Below are 17,100 nucleotides of genomic sequence, written 5' to 3'. Positions count from 1 at the left end.
CGCGACGTAAACTGTCCTTAACGCGGACTTTATCTTAGGCTTAGTGTCCAGATGACACAAGCCCTGGCCAGATTGTTCCCATCACCGGAACAAGCCGCAAGAAGGGTGCAGTTGGAGGCCGGAGAAGGCCATGTTCTGCCTGTCAGATGCAGGCTTACCCGCCGATATGCGACATTTCCACCTTGCGGGCGCGGGTCACTTCGCCGCGTTCCTCGCTGTAGCGGTCGCGCCGGGCCGCCCACACCCCCTGCACCAGGGCGCGGACTGCCTCGTCGGACGCCCCGGCCCGCAGCGGAGCCCGCAAATCCGTGCCGTTCCCGGCAAACAGGCAGGTGTACAGCACGCCCACCGCCGACAACCGCGCCCGCGAGCAGTCGCCGCAAAAAGGCGCACTCACCGACGAAATGAGGCCTATCTCGTGCCCGGCTGTGTCCACGTGACGGGCCGCCACCTCGCCGCGGTACTGCGCGTTCACAGGCCGGAATTCCTCGCCCAGGCGGGCCAGCACCTCGCCGGAAGGCACCACGCTGTCCAGGTTCCAGCCGTTGTGGTTCCCCACATCCATGAACTCGATGAATCTTACCGGGGCCAGGTCGCGCAGGGCCAGCCAGAACTCGCGCAGTCCCTCGTCGTTCACGCCGCGCTGCACCACGGTGTTGATTTTGACCTTCAGGCCCGCCTGCAACGCGGCCTCCACGCCGTCCAGAACCTTCTGCGGGTGAACGTTCAGGCCGTTCATGCGCCCGAAGACGTCCGGGTCGAGGCTGTCGATGCTCACCGTGACGCGGTGCAGGCCCGCCGCCCGCAACTGCGGGGCCAGGCGCGGCAGCAGCAGGCCGTTGGTGGTCATCGCCACGTCATCCACGCCTTCAATGCGCACCAGTCGCGCGATCAAGTCCGGCAGATCCCGCCGCAGCGTCGGCTCGCCGCCTGTGATGCGCAGTTTGCGCACGCCCAGCGAAACGAACACCCGTGCCAGCCGCTCTATTTCCTCGAAGGACAGCAGCTCGGTGCGCGGCAAAAAGGCGTAATCCGCGCCGAACACCTCAGCCGGCATGCAGTACGTGCAGCGCAGATTACAGCGGTCGGTCACGCTGATCCGCAAGTCACGAAGAGGCCGCCCCAACTGATCCGCCAGCATCCACCTAGCATAAGCCAGCGCCTGCTGGTCAAATAGGACAGCGAAGAGGGTTCCGGGGCATCAGGCGGCGCGGAAACCCATCTCTTGACGTTGTTCCACGTTTCTTGCTGCCCAGGCCCGCTAAAATCCCGGTATGCGAATCATGGCTGTGTTTGCTCACCCGGACGATGAAATCGGTTGCATTGGTACGCTGGCGAAGCACGCCGCGCGGGGAGACGAGGTGATGCTGGTGTGGACGACCCTGGGCGAACTCGCCAGCCAATTCGGCGACGCCACCCACGAGGAAGTCACCCGTGTGCGCCGCGAGCACGGCGCGTGGGTGGCCGGCAAGATCGGCGCGCAGTTTCACTTCTTCGACATGGGCGACAGCCGCATGACCGGCAACCGCGCCGAGGCGCTGCAACTGGCGCGGCTGTACGCCCAGTTCAAACCGAATGCCGTGATTACCTGGAGTGACGACCACCCGCACCCGGATCACCGCATGACTGCCAAGATTGCTTTCGACGCCATCACGCTGGCCCGGATTCCCAAGATCGTGAACGAAGCGGACGCCGAAGACCTGGCCCCACCCCCCAACCTGAACGACGAGCAGGCCAGCAGCCCCCGCTTCGAGGCGTGGCGCCAGCCCATCCGGTTTTACCAGTATTACGCGCCCGCCAGCCCCTACCCGGACGTGTTCATCGACATCAGCGGCACCATCGAGCAGGGCGAGGAAGTCATGAGTTTCTACCAGCAGTTCTACAAATGGGAATGGAAACCCGAGAACTACCGCGCCATGCGGGCCGAAATAGGCCGCCTGGGGGGCGTCAAGTTCGCTGAGCGTTTCAACCTGAAGGTCAGCCACCTGAGGGCCCGCGATTATCTCGACTGAGTTTTGACGTGGCTGTGTTTTGACCGTAGGAGCCGCTAACCACTCAAGCCTCACCATGGCCTGCCCGCCGCGTTACACTGGAAATAATGTCGGAAGAGATTCGTATCAAGCACACCATTCCGGTCCGCGCCCGCCCGGACATCCTGTACCGCCTGGCGCTGGAACCCGCGCGGCGCGTCGGCTGGGACCGGAATTACGTCAGCGGCACTTACGTGGGCAGTGAGGGCCGGCTGGTCAACAACGCGCTGGTGAACTACCGACTGGCCCGCAACCTGCTGGGCCTCAAATTTCAGGCCAGGTACGGCCAGTTACAGGCCCCGCAGCGCGGCGGCTGGGAGAGCGTCGCCCCTTTCGGCCCTATCGAGAAGATGACGCAAAGCTGGAATTTCAAGGCCATGCCCGGCGGCACCGAAGTCACGTTCGGCCTCAACGCCCGTATCCGGTACAGGTGGGCGGCCAAGCAACTGGAACGTATCCTGAACAACATGGTCGTCGGCACCCTGCTGGCCCTGCAAAAACAGGTGGATGCCCAGGGGGCCCAGCTGATGGAAGATATGGGCAAGGAGATGGCCGAGAAACAGAAAGCCGAGCAGAAAGCGGCGAAAGAAGCCGCAAAAGCAGCCAAACGCCGCAGGTAGACACTGAGGACAAAGTTGTGCTGACTCTCCACACTTGCCCGGGCACCTGAAGTCGTGACCTTTTGCCCAAACTGAAGATTCAGCCTGATGTAGATATTTTTTTGCTGCTCTGAGCCGTGGGGTTAAGACGTTTCAACTGTGCCTTCAGCGTCCCGCGCAGGGCGGCGCGAAATCTCCAGTTCGCAAGTAAAGCCATCCGACCACTCGCCAATAAACCAGCTTCGAGAGCGCGGAAGCTGCCGCGTAAGACAGCCGTTTTGCTTGTGATTTTCTCAAGGTGTCCTGACCGGGCCGCGCCGGACAGGCGCGTATCATGCCCCTTGTGAGTGCCGGAAGCCCTGGAAGCGGTTCCCGGCCCTGGAGGTTCCTATGAAGATCGGCATGATTGGGCTGGGCAAGATGGGCGGCAACATGGTCTTGCGCCTGCTGGGGGGCGATCAGGAAGTCATCGGCTTTGACCGCAGCGAGGACGCCCTGCAAAACATTGAGGCGCAGGGCGCAAAGGCCGCCCGCAGCATGGACGAGTTTATTGCCGCGCTGGGCGAACCCGGCGCCAGGGCCGTGTGGGTCATGGTGCCGGCCGGACAGATTACCCAGTCCGTCATCGACGACCTGGCAAATAGGCTGGCTCCCGGCGACATCATTATCGACGGGGGCAACAGCAATTTCCACGATACGCAGCGCCGGGGTGAGGCCCTTGCCCAGCGCGGCCTGCATTTCGTGGATGTCGGCACCTCGGGCGGCATCTGGGGCCTGAAGGAAGGCTACGCCATGATGATCGGCGGGCCGCAGGAAGCGGTGGAACGCCTGCGCCCGGTCTTCGAGGTGCTGGCTCCCGCGCCAGACCGGGGCTGGGGCCGCATGGGGCCGAGCGGCAGTGGGCATTACGTGAAGATGGTGCACAACGGCATCGAATACGGCATGATGCAGGCCTACGCCGAGGGCTTCGAACTGATGAAAGCCCACCAGGACTTCAACCTGGACATGGCCCAGATTGCCGAGTTGTGGCGGCACGGCAGCGTCGTGCGCAGCTGGCTGCTCGACCTGACCGCCGAGGCGCTGAAGAACAGCGCCGACTTCAATGCGCTGTCGGATTACGTGGCCGACAGTGGCGAGGGCCGCTGGACGATCATCGACAGTATCGAGCTGGGGGTGCCCACGCCCGTGATCACGCTGGCCACCCAGATGCGCTTCCGTTCGCAGCAGGACGTCAGCTATCAGGGCCAGATGCTCTCGGCCATGCGCCGCGCGTTCGGTGGGCACGCCGTGAAAACGCTGGAAGCAACCAAGCAGGAGGGGATGGTGCCGGAAGTCCAGGCGGGCGACCACCCCAAAGTCGCCGCGCCCGAGAACATCCCGGTGGCCGCCGCGCAGGCCAGCACCAGCGGGCAGAGTGCCGAACAGCAACTCGGTGAAACCGGGCAAAACCGCGTGACCGGCGACCAGCAGGGCAACGGATGACTTCACCCAGAGCCAAGAAACCGGCGACCCGGAAAAGCGCGGCTTCCAGGGCGGAAACGCCCGCGAAAGCCGCAGCCCATAAAACGACAGGCAAGAAAACTACAACGAAGAAAACGGCGGCGACTGGAGCAAGCCCGAAGAAGGGCGCGGCCTCTCAAGCTGCCAAACCCACCACCCGGAGTATCCGCGAGGCGGTGGAGCAGCAGGAAGCCCTGCAAAATGTACCCACCGCGCAACCGGCTCCAGAGGCGACGTCACATCATCCGCAACCCACCGCCCCCCGTAAATCGCGCCAGCGTGTGCCGCACAGTACCGATTCGAACGAAGGGGTGAATCCCTTCCGCGCTGTGATGCGACGTAACCGCGCCCCGGAACCCGCCACCATGGTGATTTTCGGCGCGACGGGCGACCTCGCCACGCGCAAGTTGCTGCCGGCCATTTTCGGGTTGTGGCAGGACGGGTTGCTGGGCAGCGCCTTCAACATCGTGGGCGTGGGCCGCCAGGAGATGACGGACGAGCAGTTCAAGGATTTCGCCATTAAGGCGCTGCAAACGAGCAAGGAAACCGACGACATCAAACCCGGCAGCCTGGAGAAGTTCCGCGACCTGCTGTACTACGAGGGCGGGGATTTTGCCGGGGACGACATCTACCAGCAGGTGCAGACCGAACTCGACCGCGCCGAGGAAGCGCACGGCGGGCGCAAAAATGCCCTGTTTTACCTGTCGGTGCCGCCCAGCCTGTTCGAGACCATCAGTAATGGCCTGGGCCGCCTGGGGCTCAACCGGCAGGACGAGGGCTGGCGGCGCATGGTCATCGAGAAGCCGTTCGGACGCACCCTGCAATCGGCGCGTGAGCTGAACGACGCGATTCACCGCGTCTGGGACGAGTCTCAGGTGTACCGCATCGACCACTACCTGGGCAAGGAAACGGTGCAGAACCTGATGGCGATCCGCTTCGGCAACGTCATCTTCGAGCCGCTGTGGAACCGCAGTTACGTGTCGCACGTGCAGATTACCGCCGCCGAAGACCTGGGGCTCGAAGGCCGCGCCGGGTACTACGAGGAAGCCGGGGTGGTGCGGGACATGCTGCAAAACCACCTGATGCAGCTGTTTGCCCTGACCGCCATGGAAGCCCCCGCCGCCTTCGACGCCGACGCCATCCGCGACGAGAAGGTGAAGGTTCTGCGGGCCGTGAAAGCCATCCCGAAAAGCCGCGTGAAGGAAGTGGCCGTGCGCGGCCAGTACGCCGCTGGCACCATGGACGGCGAGAACGTCCCCGGCTACCGGGAGGAACCCGGCGTGAAGGGAGGCAGCACCACGCCCACCTACGTCGCCGTGAAACTGGAGATCGACAACTGGCGCTGGCAGGGCGTGCCGTTCTACCTGCGCACGGGAAAGAGATTGCCGAAAAAAGTCACCGAGATTGCGGTGGTCTTCAAACGCCCGCCCCTGGGGATTTTCCCCGGCGGTCTGGAACGCAACGTGCTGGCCTTCCGCATCCAGCCCGACGAGGGCGTGTCGCTGAAATTTTCCAGCAAGACCCCCGGCCAGGAAATGGTGCTGCGCGAAGTCGTCATGGACTTCCGCTACGACGCTTTCGGCGCACAACTCGAAAGCCCGTACAGCCGCCTGCTGCTCGACGCCATGCTGGGCGACGCCACCCTTTTTCCGCGCGAGGATGAGGTCGACCACGCCTGGCAGATCGTCAGCGGGATTCTGGAAGCCTGGGACGGCAAAGCGGCCCCGCAGTTCCCCAATTACGTCGCCGGCACCTGGGGCCCGGACGCCGCGGACGAGCTGATCGCGCCGTTCCGCTGGCGGCGACTGTGACCAGCGTGAGAGGAGTGGAGGGGGCCTCATTCCCACGCATCACGCCTCACTCCCGGCCTCAAGGAGGCCCCCGATGACTTACGTGAAATCCTTCAAGACGCTTGGCCCGGTGGACACCACGGTCAGGCAGGCGCAGGCCACACTGGATCAGTTGTGGGCGCAGACGAACGTGGAAACGCGGGCGTACACCGGGAACATCGTGGCGCTGACCACCCGTTCGCACCTGGAGCGCGTGCAGGAGGCCCTCAGTGGGCTGGAGGGACGCTACGCCGGGCGGCAGATTATTGGCGTCATGGACGGAAGCTGTGACCTGACCGTTCACGCTTCGCTGGTGGCGCAGGAAGGCGGGCTTTATGTGGAACGCCTGCTGCTGGACGCCAACGCCGAACAACTTCAGGGCGCGATCCTGCCCCTCTTGCGGCCCGCCACCGTCAACCACGTGTGGTGGGGCTCGGACAGCAAACCCACCGGCACGCTGCTCTCGGAACTGACCGAAGTGGCTGACCAGATCATCGCCGACAGCCTCACGCTGGACATTCCCCCTTCACGGCATTACGCCCTGGCCGACCTGGGCTGGAGCCGCGCCGCCGCCTGGCGCGAAGCCGTTGCCCAGGTGTTCGACAGCCCCGACGCGGCCCGGCACCTGAAGCAGGTGAACGCCCTGAGCGTAAAGTACAAGGGCCGCAACGACCTGCCCGCCCGCCTGTTTGCCGGTTTCATCGGCAGCACCCTGGGCTGGCGCACCCTGAACCACGTGGAATTCAGAGAAGGCCGCTGCGAACGCGGCAAAGGCGACCTGTGCCGCGTCGAACTGACCGGCAAAGACGTGGCCTTCTCCTGGGTCGCCGACGGCCCCGAGATGGTGCACAGCACCGCCAGCTGGCCCGGCATGAACCGCAGCATGGATATTCACGTTCCCCCCATGAGCCTCGCTGCCGGTCTCGCCCGCGTCATGGCCCGCCCCGAACGCGCCGAGATCTTCGAGAAAGCCTGGGAACTGGCACGGAAAAGCAGAGCGTAAAGAGAGCAGAAGCCTGGAAGCATGACTGGGATGTGGTGTAGCCGACCTCCCAGTCGTGCTTTTTCTGCTACTTCTAGCCCACAGGCTCTAAACTGCCTGTCGTGAGTGGGGGAGAGGTCACTGCTGGGGCGCACCGAACCGCCGTGTGGAACGTGCTGGAGCGGACGCGGTTGTGCTCGTTTCCCTTTCCGCCGCAGGGCCACTGCCCCAACTTCAACGGAGCAAGGGACGCGGCCAAGAACCTGCTGAGTCACCCGCAGATGGCAGCCCACCGCACCCTGATCGTCGGGCCGGAGCGGGCACTGATGCCCCTGCGCAAACTGGCGCTGCAAAGCGGCCTGACGCTGTACGTGCCGCACCAGAAGAAAGAGGGGTGGTACTGGCGGCTGACCGATCCGCTGGGGGCCCGGCTCTCGCAGATGCCGGCCGTCGGTGAACCCAGGTTGAAACCGGAGGGGGCTCAGGCAGTCGTGCTCGCCTGCGTGGCCGCAGATCGCCAGGGCGGGCGCCTGGGAAAAGGCTACGGCTGGGGCGCCCGTGGCCTGAACCTCGGCCTGCCCGAATACACCCTTGCTCACCCCATCATGCTCAGCGCGCAGTTGCCGTGCGCCGCCGATTCCACCGTGAAACTTATCGCCACCCCCCGGGAAGTGATTGAAGCAGAGGGCCACTCTCCATAACACACCCCCCTTCTGGAGTGAAGATTCTGTCAGCTTTGCGCTGACCCTCAGGCTCTACACTGGGAATATGACGCACAGAAACAAGACTCTTCTTCCCGCAGTGGTGACGGTGGCGACGGTGGGCGTGGCGGCGGGCGCGGCGTTGCTGGCCCGCAAGCGCAAGGGAGACATCAAGGAATTTGTGGTCGCCAACGTGCTGGAACGCCCGGCGGGGCGCAGCAGCTTCACGGATCTGGGTCAGAACCTGGAGCGCGGCGGCGTTCACCTGGCGCAGCGGGCCGAAAAAGCCAGTGACACGCCAGAAAACCGCGAAGTGCTGATGCACATCATCGGGATTGAACGCTGGGGGCAAAACCGCATTCGCGTGGCGCTCAAGCAGCGGCCCTTCGAGAAGGACGATTACCACGCCTACCGCCCCCCCGCCGGCACCAGCCTGCCGCAGCTCAGGAACCTGCTGTCGCAGACGCGTTCCGGCACGGTCGATCTGGCCCGCCAGCTCCATAAAAGCCCGCCGGACGACGACTTTGTGGTGGAGCACAACGGCCTGGGGCCACTGACCGCCAAAGGCTGGCTGCGTTACCTCACGCAGCATGCCGACCTGGAAAGCCGCAAATTGAAGGCCGGCAACGACCCGGTGGAAGTCCCGGAACCGGAGCAGCCCGCCAGCGCGGGCTAAAAACAGGGCTGAGGGCAGACCGCCAAAGAAAACCCCGACCGTGAAGTCGGGGCTTTGCTTTTTGGTTTAAACCTTGTGCTTTCAGTCGTGCGCGGCGACCGTGCCGTCGACTCCTGCGCCGGTGTAGGCGCGGTACTGCATGGCTTCAAAGTCCTGATCGGCGGTGGGGCTGCGGCGGGCGGCGCCGACCAGGGTGCCCAGGTAGGCGAACAGGAACCCGGCGGGAATGCTGATGATGCCGGGGTTCTCCAGCCGGAACAGGGCGTTGGCCTGAATCAGGTGGCGCCCGGTGGTCAGGGTGTCCGGGTCGATTTTCATGATGTTGGGGCTGACGGCGATCAGCAGTAGCGTGAACAGCAGGCCGCCCACGATGCCCCAGATCGCTCCGGTGGCGTTGAATTTCTTCCAGAAGAGGGTAAAGAGAATGACCGGCAGGTTGGCGCTGGCGGCCACCGCGAAGGCCAGCGCGACCAGGAAAGCCACGTTCTGGGTCTTGGCGGCGAGGCCCAGCAGGATGGCGGCGATGCCGACGGCGACGGTGGCCATGCGGGCCACGCGGAACTGGTCGGCCTCGCTGGCCTGCCCACCCTTCAGGACGCCGTTGTAGATGTCGTGCGTGAAACTGGTCGACGCGCTGATGGTGAGGCCCGCGACCACGGCAAGGATGGTGGCGAAGGCCACGGCGGTCACGAAGGCCAGGCCCAGTTCGCCGCCGAAGGTGCCCTTGCCGCCGAACAGCGCCTCGGCCAGCATGGGAGCGGCCATGTTGCCGGCCGGGTTGGCGGCGATGATGGCTTCTTTGCCCAGCAGCACGTTGGCGGCGTTGCCCATGAAGGCGGTCATGACGTAAAAGGCCCCGATCAGAACCATGGCCCACACCACGCTCTTGCGGGCGTCCTGGGCGGTGGGCACAGTGAAGAAACGCACCAGGATGTGCGGCAGGCCGGCGGTTCCCAGCACCAGCGCCAGGCACAGGCTGATCAGGTCGATGGGGTCTTTGTACTTCAGGCCCGCGCCCAGGAATTCCGGCCCATTGGCCCGCTCGGCGGCGCCCAGCAGGGTGCTGAAACTTCAGCCGAAGCGGCTGAGAATCAGCACGGTCATGACGATGGTGGCGAACATCAGCAGGCCGGCCTTGATGATCTGCACCCAGGTGGTGGCCAGCATGCCGCCCACGACGACATAAACGATCATCAGGACGCCGACCAGCGGAATCGCCAGTTCGGCCTTGATGGTGTTGCCGGACAGCAGCGAGATCAGGGAGCCCGCGCCGACCACCTGCGCGATCATGTACAGGGTGGAGATCACGATGGTGCTCATGGCCGCGTAGGTGCGAACCCGGGGGTCTTTCAGGCGGTACACCAGCATGTCGGCCAGGGTGTACTTGCCCAGGTTACGCAGCGGTTCGGCCACGATGAACAGCACCGTCAGGTACGCGATGAACCAGCCGACCGAGTACATGAAGCCGTCGTAGCCGTTCAGGGCGATCAGGCCCGTGATGCCCAGGAAGGAAGCGGCGCTCATGTAGTCCCCGGCAATGGCGATGCCGTTCTGGGTGGCGCTGATGCGGCCCCCTGCCACGTAGAAGTCGCCGGCGCTGGTGTTGCGCCTGGACGCCCAGAAGGTGACGATCAGGGTGATGGCGACGATGATGCCGGCCAGCAGGAAGGTCATGCTTTGGCCTCCTCGGCCAGGCGGTCGAAGGTTCTGGCCCGCTGCACGTAGATCCAGGCCATGACCCAGCCCATGATGAATTCCAGGAAAGCCAGCACGTACCCGAAAGTGATGTTGCCCATCACCTTGGTGGCCATCAGGGGTTTGTTGTACCCGGCCAGGAAGGGCAGGATGAAATACAGCACCAGAAAGGCCAGCGTCATGCTGATCATGAAGCTGGTCTTCTGCTGCACCAGTTGCTGGTACGCGGCGTTGCGCTGGGGTGGGGCAGCGATACTCGGGCGGGATACAGTCATGCGGGCCTCCAGAGGTGAGGGAATGAACTGCGGTGCGGCTGAACGCGGCGCTGGGTTGTTTTGAACTGTTCGCAGAGTAGGAGTCCATTAAGGGAAAATCAATAAACTCCGTCTAAAAAAAAGTGTTTACCCCAGCGGAACTGTCTAGTCAGTCGCCTGTTTCCCCGACCTCTCCGGCTAACCTGTCTAATCAAGCTGACGAACGGTAGGCCCTTCATCCTGAAGCCGCAAGTCGCGGAGAACCTCTGTGACGCCCTGCCGCAGGGTCTGCTCCGACCCCACGCCACTCAGGTCCAGCAGGTGAACCACCTCCGCCACGTCCAGCCCAGGGTGCTCGTTGGCCCGCAGCAGTGCGTAGTGCGTGAGGCTGGTGCCTGGCCGGGCTCCCCCCGCCGGCATCCACACCTGGCGCACGCGCGGCAGCAGCGCCACCGCAAAACGCTCGATGTCATCGGCGTGCCGCTGCAACTCGCGGTCAAGCTGCCCCACCGAATGCACGCCCACGTACTGAAGCAGACTCGCCAGCCGCTGCGGACGCTCCGGATCGGGCCAGCCCACCAGCAGGGTCACGTTCAGGGCGTTGGCAATGCGGCTGTCCAGCTCAGCGACCGTGCCCGTGTCCAGCAGGAACTTCATGCTCTGCGCATCGATAAACACGCTGTCGGGTTCCTCGGCCACGCGCTGCGGCAGGGTCGCGCCGTAATCGCGGCTGAGGCGGGCCACCGTCATGAATTCCTCGTCCGCCATTTCCAGCAGGCCCGCCAGCCGGTAAAAGCGCCGCCTCACCTCACGCGGCACCGCGTCCGGGTTCTTGTACCCCAGGTCGTGCTCGATTTCGGCCCAGGCGTGTTGCAGGATGCTGCGAATCTGAATTTCCAGCGGAAACGCCCTCAGGTGCAGGCCCCGGAATTCCGGTGTGCCCTCCAGCGGCCGCACCACGTAATGCACGCCCATGTACCCGAACCTGTCCGGATCACGCATCTTCGACTTGTCGACCGAGTTGTTCCAGTCCACCTGATACGCGCCTTCCACCAGCTTCGACACGACGTTCACGTCCGACTCGAAGTAAGTGATGACGCGCACCCCCACCAGATCCGTCACGTCGTCCAGCGCGTGGTGCCGCCCCGGTTTGCGCCTGAGTTTGTCGGCCAGGCTCGCGGGTTTCTTCACGCGGCTGGTTACGTGGTGAATGTTCAGCCCGGCTTCGTCCAGCAGGCGCTGCACATGAACAATGGCCGCCCGCCGCAGGGCCTCGAACTCGGCCTGCCGCGACTCGTATTCCGCCACCAGGGACTGCATGAATACCCGCATCATACGCGCTGAAGGCCGGCGGCCGCGCGAAAAGACGAGCACTTTGGCCATAAAGTTTTCCTCAAGGTGGCCTGCTCTCACGCAGCGTCAGGAAAAGACCCACACCATGAAGGCATGAAACGAATCCTGTCTCTCATGACCCTGCTTGCCCTTGGAGGAGCCGTGGCCACCGACATCCGCATTTATCCCAGTTTTACCGAAGTGCGTGAAGCCGTCAGCAGCACCGGGACGACCCTGAGTGTCTCGCTGCCGCAGGAAGCCTGGAACGGCGTCATCCCCGGCTCGCTCGACCTGGAGGGCCTGAGCTTTGGCGGCGCCGTGCAGAAACTGGAACCCAACTGGCTGACCACGCTGGAAGGCAAGACCGTGTATCTGAGGCGCGAGGAAGGCCAGACTGAACCCGTCACGCTGGTGCGTGCCCGCGACCTGCTGGTCAAGGACGCCGCCGGGAAGTACTTCACCGTGCGCTACGAGGAGTTGCAGTTCGATGTGCTGCCGCCCAGCAATCCCCTCAGCCCCTCGCGCACGCTGGTGTACAGCCTCACGCGGGGCGGCAGCGGCACCCTGAGTTACCTGACGCGCTCGGTGACCTGGCAACCCCGCTACACCCTGAAAGCCAGCGACGCGGGCGCGAACCTGAGCGCCCTGGCCGACATTCACAACAACGCCGACCTGGATTACGACATCAAGAACACTGAGCTGTACGCCGGGGATGTGAACGTGCAGGGCGGCGGCTACCCTAGGGCCGACATGGCCGAGCGTTCGTACATGGCCGCCCCGGTGGCCGCGCCTGCGCCAGCCCCGAAAATCCAGTCCGGCGGCGACCTGCGCGGCCTGTACAAGTACACCCTGAGCAGCGCCTTTACCCTGCCCGCCAGCAGTGTGGTGACCCTGCCCTTCCTGACGCCTAAGCTGACGACCTTCGAGCGCTTCGCCAGCCTGGACACGTACTTCAACACGGGTACACGGGAAGGGAATCTGAATCGCAGTTATCGCCTCAAAGCCGACGACCGCCTTCCCGCCGGGCAGATCACCGTGCGCGAGGAAGGCCGCATCGTCGGTCAGACGACCCTGGCGGACACCCGCAAGGGCGGCGAGATCGAATTTACGCTCGGGGACGATCCGGACGTGACCTACACCCGCAGCGTGCAACTCGTGACGCAGGTCAAGAGCGCCCAGGGGAACGTGACCAAGAGCACCTACAAGGTCACGTACACCCTGGAGAACGCCCGCAGCAAAGCCGTCCGCGCCGAAATCACCGAACGCATCAGCGGCCGGCGCATCCTCATCGACAAGTTGCCTGCCACCCAGAACCAGGGCCAGTACACCCTGAAAGTCGACCTGCCCAGCGGCGGCAAAGTCACCCGCACCTTCGATCTGGTGATCGACAACTCGTAAAGGCTTGCTGGTGACAGGGGCTGGGATTCTGTTTGAATCCCGGCTCTTTTTTGGTAAGGATTGCACTCCCTCAGTGAGGAAATGACTGGGAAGGGTCGAGCAGACTTATAAAACTGCAAAGCAGAGCGGCCAGGAACAAAAAACGGCCCGGACGTGGAGTGAACCCTCCGGCGTTTTTCCGCAGAGCGCACAAAACAAACGGGAAGTTTACGAGGCCATTCAGCCGTCGTGGACGCACCTGCTCTAGAATTCCTCCTGTGACCACAACTGAAATGCCCCGCTGGCGCACCGACGATCTTTACCCCGGTCTGGACGACGCCAGGTTTGAAGCCGACCTCACCGCGCTGAACGCGGACGTTCAGGCGCTGGAACGGCAGTTCGATGACCTGAATATCCGCAAGGACGGCGCAGAAATGACGCCCGCCACGCTGGAAACGGTGCTCGGCGCCCTGAACGCCCTGAGCAGGCAGCGCCAGCGCCTGGGCGTGTACGTCAACGCCTTCACGTCCGTGGACAGCCGCAACGCGCTGGCCCAGCAGAAACAGGGTGAACTGACGACCATCACGCTGCCGCTGGGGCCGCTGCGTTCGCGCCTGACCGCCTGGCTGGGCGGCCTGGACGACGAAGCCCTGCAGAACCTGCTGGCCGCTTCCGACCTGGCGCGCGAACACGAGTTTTTCATCCGGAAAGCCGTGAAGTACGCCCGCCACCAGATGACCCCGCCCGAGGAAGACCTGGCGGCCCGCCTGCACCCCAGTGGCGCGGGCGGCTGGGGCAAGCTGCACGGCAACTACACCAGTCAGCTGCTGGGCGAGTACCGGGGCCAGCAACTTCCCGTGACGGCCCTGCGCGTGCTGGCCAGCGACGCCGACCCCGGCGTGCGTAAAGACGCCTTCGACGCCGAGATCGCCGCGTGGAAAACAGCCGAACTGGTGTGTGCCGCGTGCATGAACGGCATCAAGGGCGAACAGGGCACCCTGGCCGCGCGCCGGGGCTTTGTCGACCCCGTGGAACCCAGCCTGCTGATGAACAATATCGACCGGGAAACGCTGGACGCCATGCTGGGGGCGGTCAAGCGCAGCCTGCCGGACTTCCACCGGTACTTCCGCGCCAAGGCGAAGGTGCTGGGCAAGGAAAAAATGGACTGGTGGGACATCACCGCGCCCGTCGGCGAGAGCCAGACCGAGTGGCTGTATCCTGCCGGAGCGGACTTCGTGGAGAAGCAGTTCCGCACCTACAGCGCCAAGATGGGTGATTTTGCCGCCCGCGCCTTCCGCGAGGACTGGATCGACGCCGGCCCCCGCGACGGCAAGCGCGGCGGGGCGTTCTGCATGGGCTGGGAAGGGGACGCCAGCCGCATCATGATGAACCACGCCCCCAGCCTCGACAGCGTCTCCACCCTGGCGCACGAACTGGGCCACGGCTACCACAACCTGGTGATTACCGAGCGCACCCCGCTACAACGCGAAACCCCCATGACCCTCGCCGAAACGGCCAGTATCTTCTGCGAAACCATCATTCAGAACGCGGCGCTGGACACCGCCCAGGGCGCGGAGAAACTGTACGTGCTGGAAACGCAGATCATGGGCCACTCGCAGGTCGTGGTGGACATTTACAGCCGCTTCCTGTTCGAGCAGGCCGTGTTCGAGAAGCGTGCCGGGCGCGACCTGACGCCTCAGGAGTACAACGACCTGATGACCTGGGCGCAGCGTGAAGCGTACGGCGACACCATAGGTACCCTGCACCCGTACATGTGGGCCGTGAAACCGCACTACTACATGACCATGTTCTACAACTACCCGTACACGTTCGGCCTGCTGTTCGGCCTCGGGGTGTACGCCCAGTACCAGCAGGCCAGAGCGCAGGGCGAAGAAGCCGAATTCCAGGCCCGCTACGACCAGCTCCTCAGCAGCACGGGCCTGGCCGATGCCCGCACCCTTGCCGCGCAGTTCGGCATCGACATCACGAAGGGCGACTTCTGGGAAGGGAGCCTGAACGTCATCAAAGCGCAGATCGACGAGTACGAGAAAACCGTCGGGGCGTGAGCTGATTTACCGTTCGTAGGATTTGAAACACGCGCCCTGCTGCTTGGCGCGTGTTTCAGGCTGCTGGCCGGGAAAGACAGCGCCAGTGAGCAGGTGGGGTTATGCGGGTGAAGGCACGACGCCGCGCACGGCCCAGGCTCTGGCGCTCAGGGGAATACTGCCGTCTGCGGCCCGCTCCAGCCGGGAGTCCAGCCGCGAACGAATCTGCTCCTGCACGTCGGCGTCCAGCGAGGCCAGGAAGGGGCGGGCGACCTGCCGGCAAGGGTTGGAGCGCAGATCCTCCGGACGACGCGGCGCGCCTGCGCCACAAAAAACCCCGCCGATGTTCAGGCGGGGCAGGCACAGGGGGATTTCCCTCAGCGAACTTTGATTTCCTGGTCGAACCACGTCAGCACGCGCTCTTTCCCGAAGGGCCACACGCTGACCTGCGCGGCGTCCCGGACGTCCTTCACGAATTCCGGCAGTGGCCCGTGGTTTTTGGGCGTGGCCGTCCAGGTGGGGGCGTCGTAGGAGAGGCCCGCGAGTTCGGCAGCACGCTGAAGGCCGGTGTGCAGGTCGCCCAGTTCATCGACCAGGCCCAGGTTCAGGGCGTCCGCGCCTGACCAGATGCGGCCCCGGCCGATCTCGTTCACGCGTTCCTTGGTCAGGTGGCGTCCGTCGGCCACGCGGGTGATGAAGCGGTCGTACACTTCCTCGATACCCCGCGCCATGTGGTCGCGTTCCTCATCGGAAAAGGGGCGACTGGCACTGTATTTCAGCGCCTGCGGGCGACCCACGCCTTCGGGTTTGAACCCCTGCCGCTCGTTGAACTTCTGCATGACGGGTTTGCCGGTGACCACGCCGATGCTGCCCGTGATGGTGTACGGGCTGGCAATGATTTTCTTCGCGCCGGCCGCCAGGTAGTACCCGCCGGATGCGGCGTACTCGCCCATGACGACCACCACGGGTTTCTCGCTGGTGGCGATCTCGCGGTGCATCAGGTCGCTGGCCAGCGCACTGCCGCCGCCGCTGTTCACATACACCACGATGGCTTTGGTGTGCTTGTCGGCCTTGGCGCGTTTCAGGGCGGCCACCACGGTGTCCGACCCGGCCATCGGGCCGCCCATCAACGGCAGCGGAAGGGGGTTGTTGCGGCTCTTGCCGGGAACGATGGTGCCGATCACGGGCACCACGGCAATGCGGTCTTCCTTGGGGTTGGGGCGGTCGAACTGGGCGCTCAGGAGCTCGACGATCGCGGCGATGGGCCGGGTGCCGGGGCCGACCAGTTCGTCCTCATAGGCGATTTTGGTCAGCAGGCCCGCTTCGAACATGGCCTGGGCGCTGGTAAAGTCCTCTTCCAGCCAGGCGCGGGCGGTCTCCTCGCCCACGCCGCGCCCTTCGGCCAGGTCACGCACCCAGGCCGCCTCGGCGGCGTCGAGATAAGCCTGCAACTGCTCGCGGTTGTGGTCGTCCATCTGCTCCTCGCTAAAGCGGGTCAGGGCAGCCTTGTACTCGCGGATGCGCAGGTTCTCGAACTCGATGCCGTGTTTTTTCAGGAAGGCCCCCATGAAGGTGGGTTCCAGCGCGAAGCCGCTCAGCATCACGTCCGCCGATTCGGGCGCGGTGAGTTCCGGGCAGCCGCTCGCGGCGATCAGGGAAGTCATGGTGAGCTGCGGCAGGTGCGCCACCACGCGTTTTTTCTCCGACAGGCGTTTCAGGATGCCGCGAATGGCGTGCGCGGTGGTCGGGCTGGCCGTGAATTCCGAAATCCTGACCAGCACGCCGTGCAGCCAGCCGGCGTCGGCCAGCGCCTCGGCGCGTTTTTGCAGGGCCTCTACCGACTCGGTGCGGTTCAGCAGCGCCTGAAGGGGCTGGGTGGGGCTCAATTCCGGGTACGGCCCGGTGATGTCCAGCACCACCCAGGTGGGATGCGACACGCCGTCCGGCAGGTTCAACTTGTCCAGAAAAGGAATATTCATACCCGCTAAAGTACGCGCTTTCCCATGAGGAAGTTCCGTCACGCGGCACGTTTCCTGAACGGCGGGTGTTCGGCGCTGCGGGGGTGAAGCGGCGCGGTACG

The 17,100-nt window shown here is 64.4% G+C and carries 14 protein-coding genes and 1 pseudogene; 9 read left to right on the top strand and 6 right to left on the bottom strand.

Annotation, left to right across the window (positions count from 1 at the left end; translation table 11 throughout):
• Positions 1-154 precede the first annotated feature (154 nt).
• Positions 155-1,141, bottom strand: coding sequence for a GTP 3',8-cyclase MoaA (gene moaA / locus E5Z01_RS02950; RefSeq protein WP_135228004.1), 987 nt, complete (start codon positions 1,139-1,141; stop codon positions 155-157).
• A gap of 133 nt (positions 1,142-1,274) precedes the next feature.
• On the opposite strand from moaA, the gene E5Z01_RS02945 reads away from it, so the two are divergent.
• From E5Z01_RS02945 to E5Z01_RS02915, 7 genes are all read left to right on the top strand, one after another.
• A complete protein-coding gene (locus E5Z01_RS02945) occupies positions 1,275-2,012 on the top strand; it encodes a PIG-L deacetylase family protein (RefSeq protein ID WP_135228003.1) in 738 nt (245 codons plus the stop codon).
• 86 nt (positions 2,013-2,098) lie between these two features.
• Positions 2,099-2,650, top strand: a complete 552-nt coding sequence (locus tag E5Z01_RS02940; RefSeq protein ID WP_135228002.1) for an SRPBCC family protein — start codon at positions 2,099-2,101, stop codon at positions 2,648-2,650.
• Between the two features lie 369 nt (positions 2,651-3,019).
• Positions 3,020-4,111 carry a phosphogluconate dehydrogenase (NAD(+)-dependent, decarboxylating) gene (gene gnd, locus E5Z01_RS02935; RefSeq protein ID WP_135228001.1) on the top strand — a complete coding sequence of 364 codons (1,092 nt, stop codon included), beginning with the start codon at positions 3,020-3,022 and terminating at the stop codon, positions 4,109-4,111.
• Complete coding sequence (gene zwf / locus E5Z01_RS02930; RefSeq protein ID WP_135228000.1) at positions 4,108-5,940, top strand: glucose-6-phosphate dehydrogenase; 1,833 nt, start codon at positions 4,108-4,110, stop codon at positions 5,938-5,940. Before gnd ends, zwf begins: the two co-directional genes overlap by 4 nt.
• A 73-nt stretch (positions 5,941-6,013) precedes the next feature.
• Positions 6,014-6,961: a glucose-6-phosphate dehydrogenase assembly protein OpcA gene (locus E5Z01_RS02925; protein WP_135227999.1), complete on the top strand. Its 948-nt coding sequence runs from the start codon at positions 6,014-6,016 to the stop codon at positions 6,959-6,961.
• A gap of 101 nt (positions 6,962-7,062) precedes the next feature.
• Positions 7,063-7,641 carry a 5-formyltetrahydrofolate cyclo-ligase gene (locus E5Z01_RS02920; RefSeq protein WP_240738154.1) on the top strand — a complete coding sequence of 193 codons (579 nt, stop codon included), beginning with the start codon at positions 7,063-7,065 and terminating at the stop codon, positions 7,639-7,641.
• 67 nt (positions 7,642-7,708) lie between these two features.
• Positions 7,709-8,317, top strand: a complete 609-nt coding sequence (locus tag E5Z01_RS02915) for a DinB family protein (protein ID WP_135227998.1) — start codon at positions 7,709-7,711, stop codon at positions 8,315-8,317.
• An 81-nt stretch (positions 8,318-8,398) separates the two neighbouring features.
• Here E5Z01_RS02915 and E5Z01_RS02910 read toward each other — a convergent pair.
• The 3 genes and pseudogenes from E5Z01_RS02910 to E5Z01_RS02900 all read right to left on the bottom strand — a co-directional run bounded on the left by E5Z01_RS02910 (position 8,399) and on the right by E5Z01_RS02900 (position 11,586).
• Positions 8,399-9,991, bottom strand: a pseudogene (locus E5Z01_RS02910) (solute symporter family protein).
• On the bottom strand, positions 9,988-10,287 hold the full coding sequence (locus E5Z01_RS02905; RefSeq protein ID WP_119762687.1) for a DUF485 domain-containing protein: 300 nt from the start codon (positions 10,285-10,287) through the stop codon (positions 9,988-9,990). The pseudogene E5Z01_RS02910 and the gene E5Z01_RS02905 overlap by 4 nt, the downstream one beginning before the upstream one ends.
• Positions 10,288-10,473: 186 nt before the next feature.
• Positions 10,474-11,586, bottom strand: coding sequence for a GTP pyrophosphokinase (locus E5Z01_RS02900; protein ID WP_135227997.1), 1,113 nt, complete (start codon positions 11,584-11,586; stop codon positions 10,474-10,476).
• Between the two features lie 126 nt (positions 11,587-11,712).
• Here E5Z01_RS02900 and E5Z01_RS02895 point away from each other — a divergent pair, with 126 nt between their 5' ends.
• Positions 11,713-12,996: a DUF4139 domain-containing protein gene (locus E5Z01_RS02895; protein ID WP_135227996.1), complete on the top strand. Its 1,284-nt coding sequence runs from the start codon at positions 11,713-11,715 to the stop codon at positions 12,994-12,996.
• Positions 12,997-13,268: 272 nt separating this feature from the next.
• Complete coding sequence (locus E5Z01_RS02890; RefSeq protein WP_135228068.1) at positions 13,269-15,041, top strand: M3 family oligoendopeptidase; 1,773 nt, start codon at positions 13,269-13,271, stop codon at positions 15,039-15,041.
• Between the two features lie 99 nt (positions 15,042-15,140).
• Here the strand turns inward: E5Z01_RS02890 and E5Z01_RS02885 are convergent, their stop codons facing one another.
• Together E5Z01_RS02885 and sppA are read right to left on the bottom strand one after the other, a co-directional pair.
• Positions 15,141-15,428 carry a hypothetical protein gene (locus E5Z01_RS02885; RefSeq protein ID WP_135227995.1) on the bottom strand — a complete coding sequence of 96 codons (288 nt, stop codon included), beginning with the start codon at positions 15,426-15,428 and terminating at the stop codon, positions 15,141-15,143.
• Positions 15,398-16,999, bottom strand: coding sequence for a signal peptide peptidase SppA (gene sppA / locus E5Z01_RS02880; protein WP_135227994.1), 1,602 nt, complete (start codon positions 16,997-16,999; stop codon positions 15,398-15,400). Before sppA ends, E5Z01_RS02885 begins: the two co-directional genes overlap by 31 nt.
• Positions 17,000-17,100: the final 101 nt, after the last annotated feature.

Origin of the sequence: Deinococcus fonticola (assembly GCF_004634215.1) — a bacterium.
Classification (GTDB): Bacteria; Deinococcota; Deinococci; order Deinococcales; family Deinococcaceae; genus Deinococcus; species Deinococcus fonticola.
Note: the sequence above shows the minus strand (reverse complement) of the source record. Positions and strands in the feature narration are given on the sequence as shown.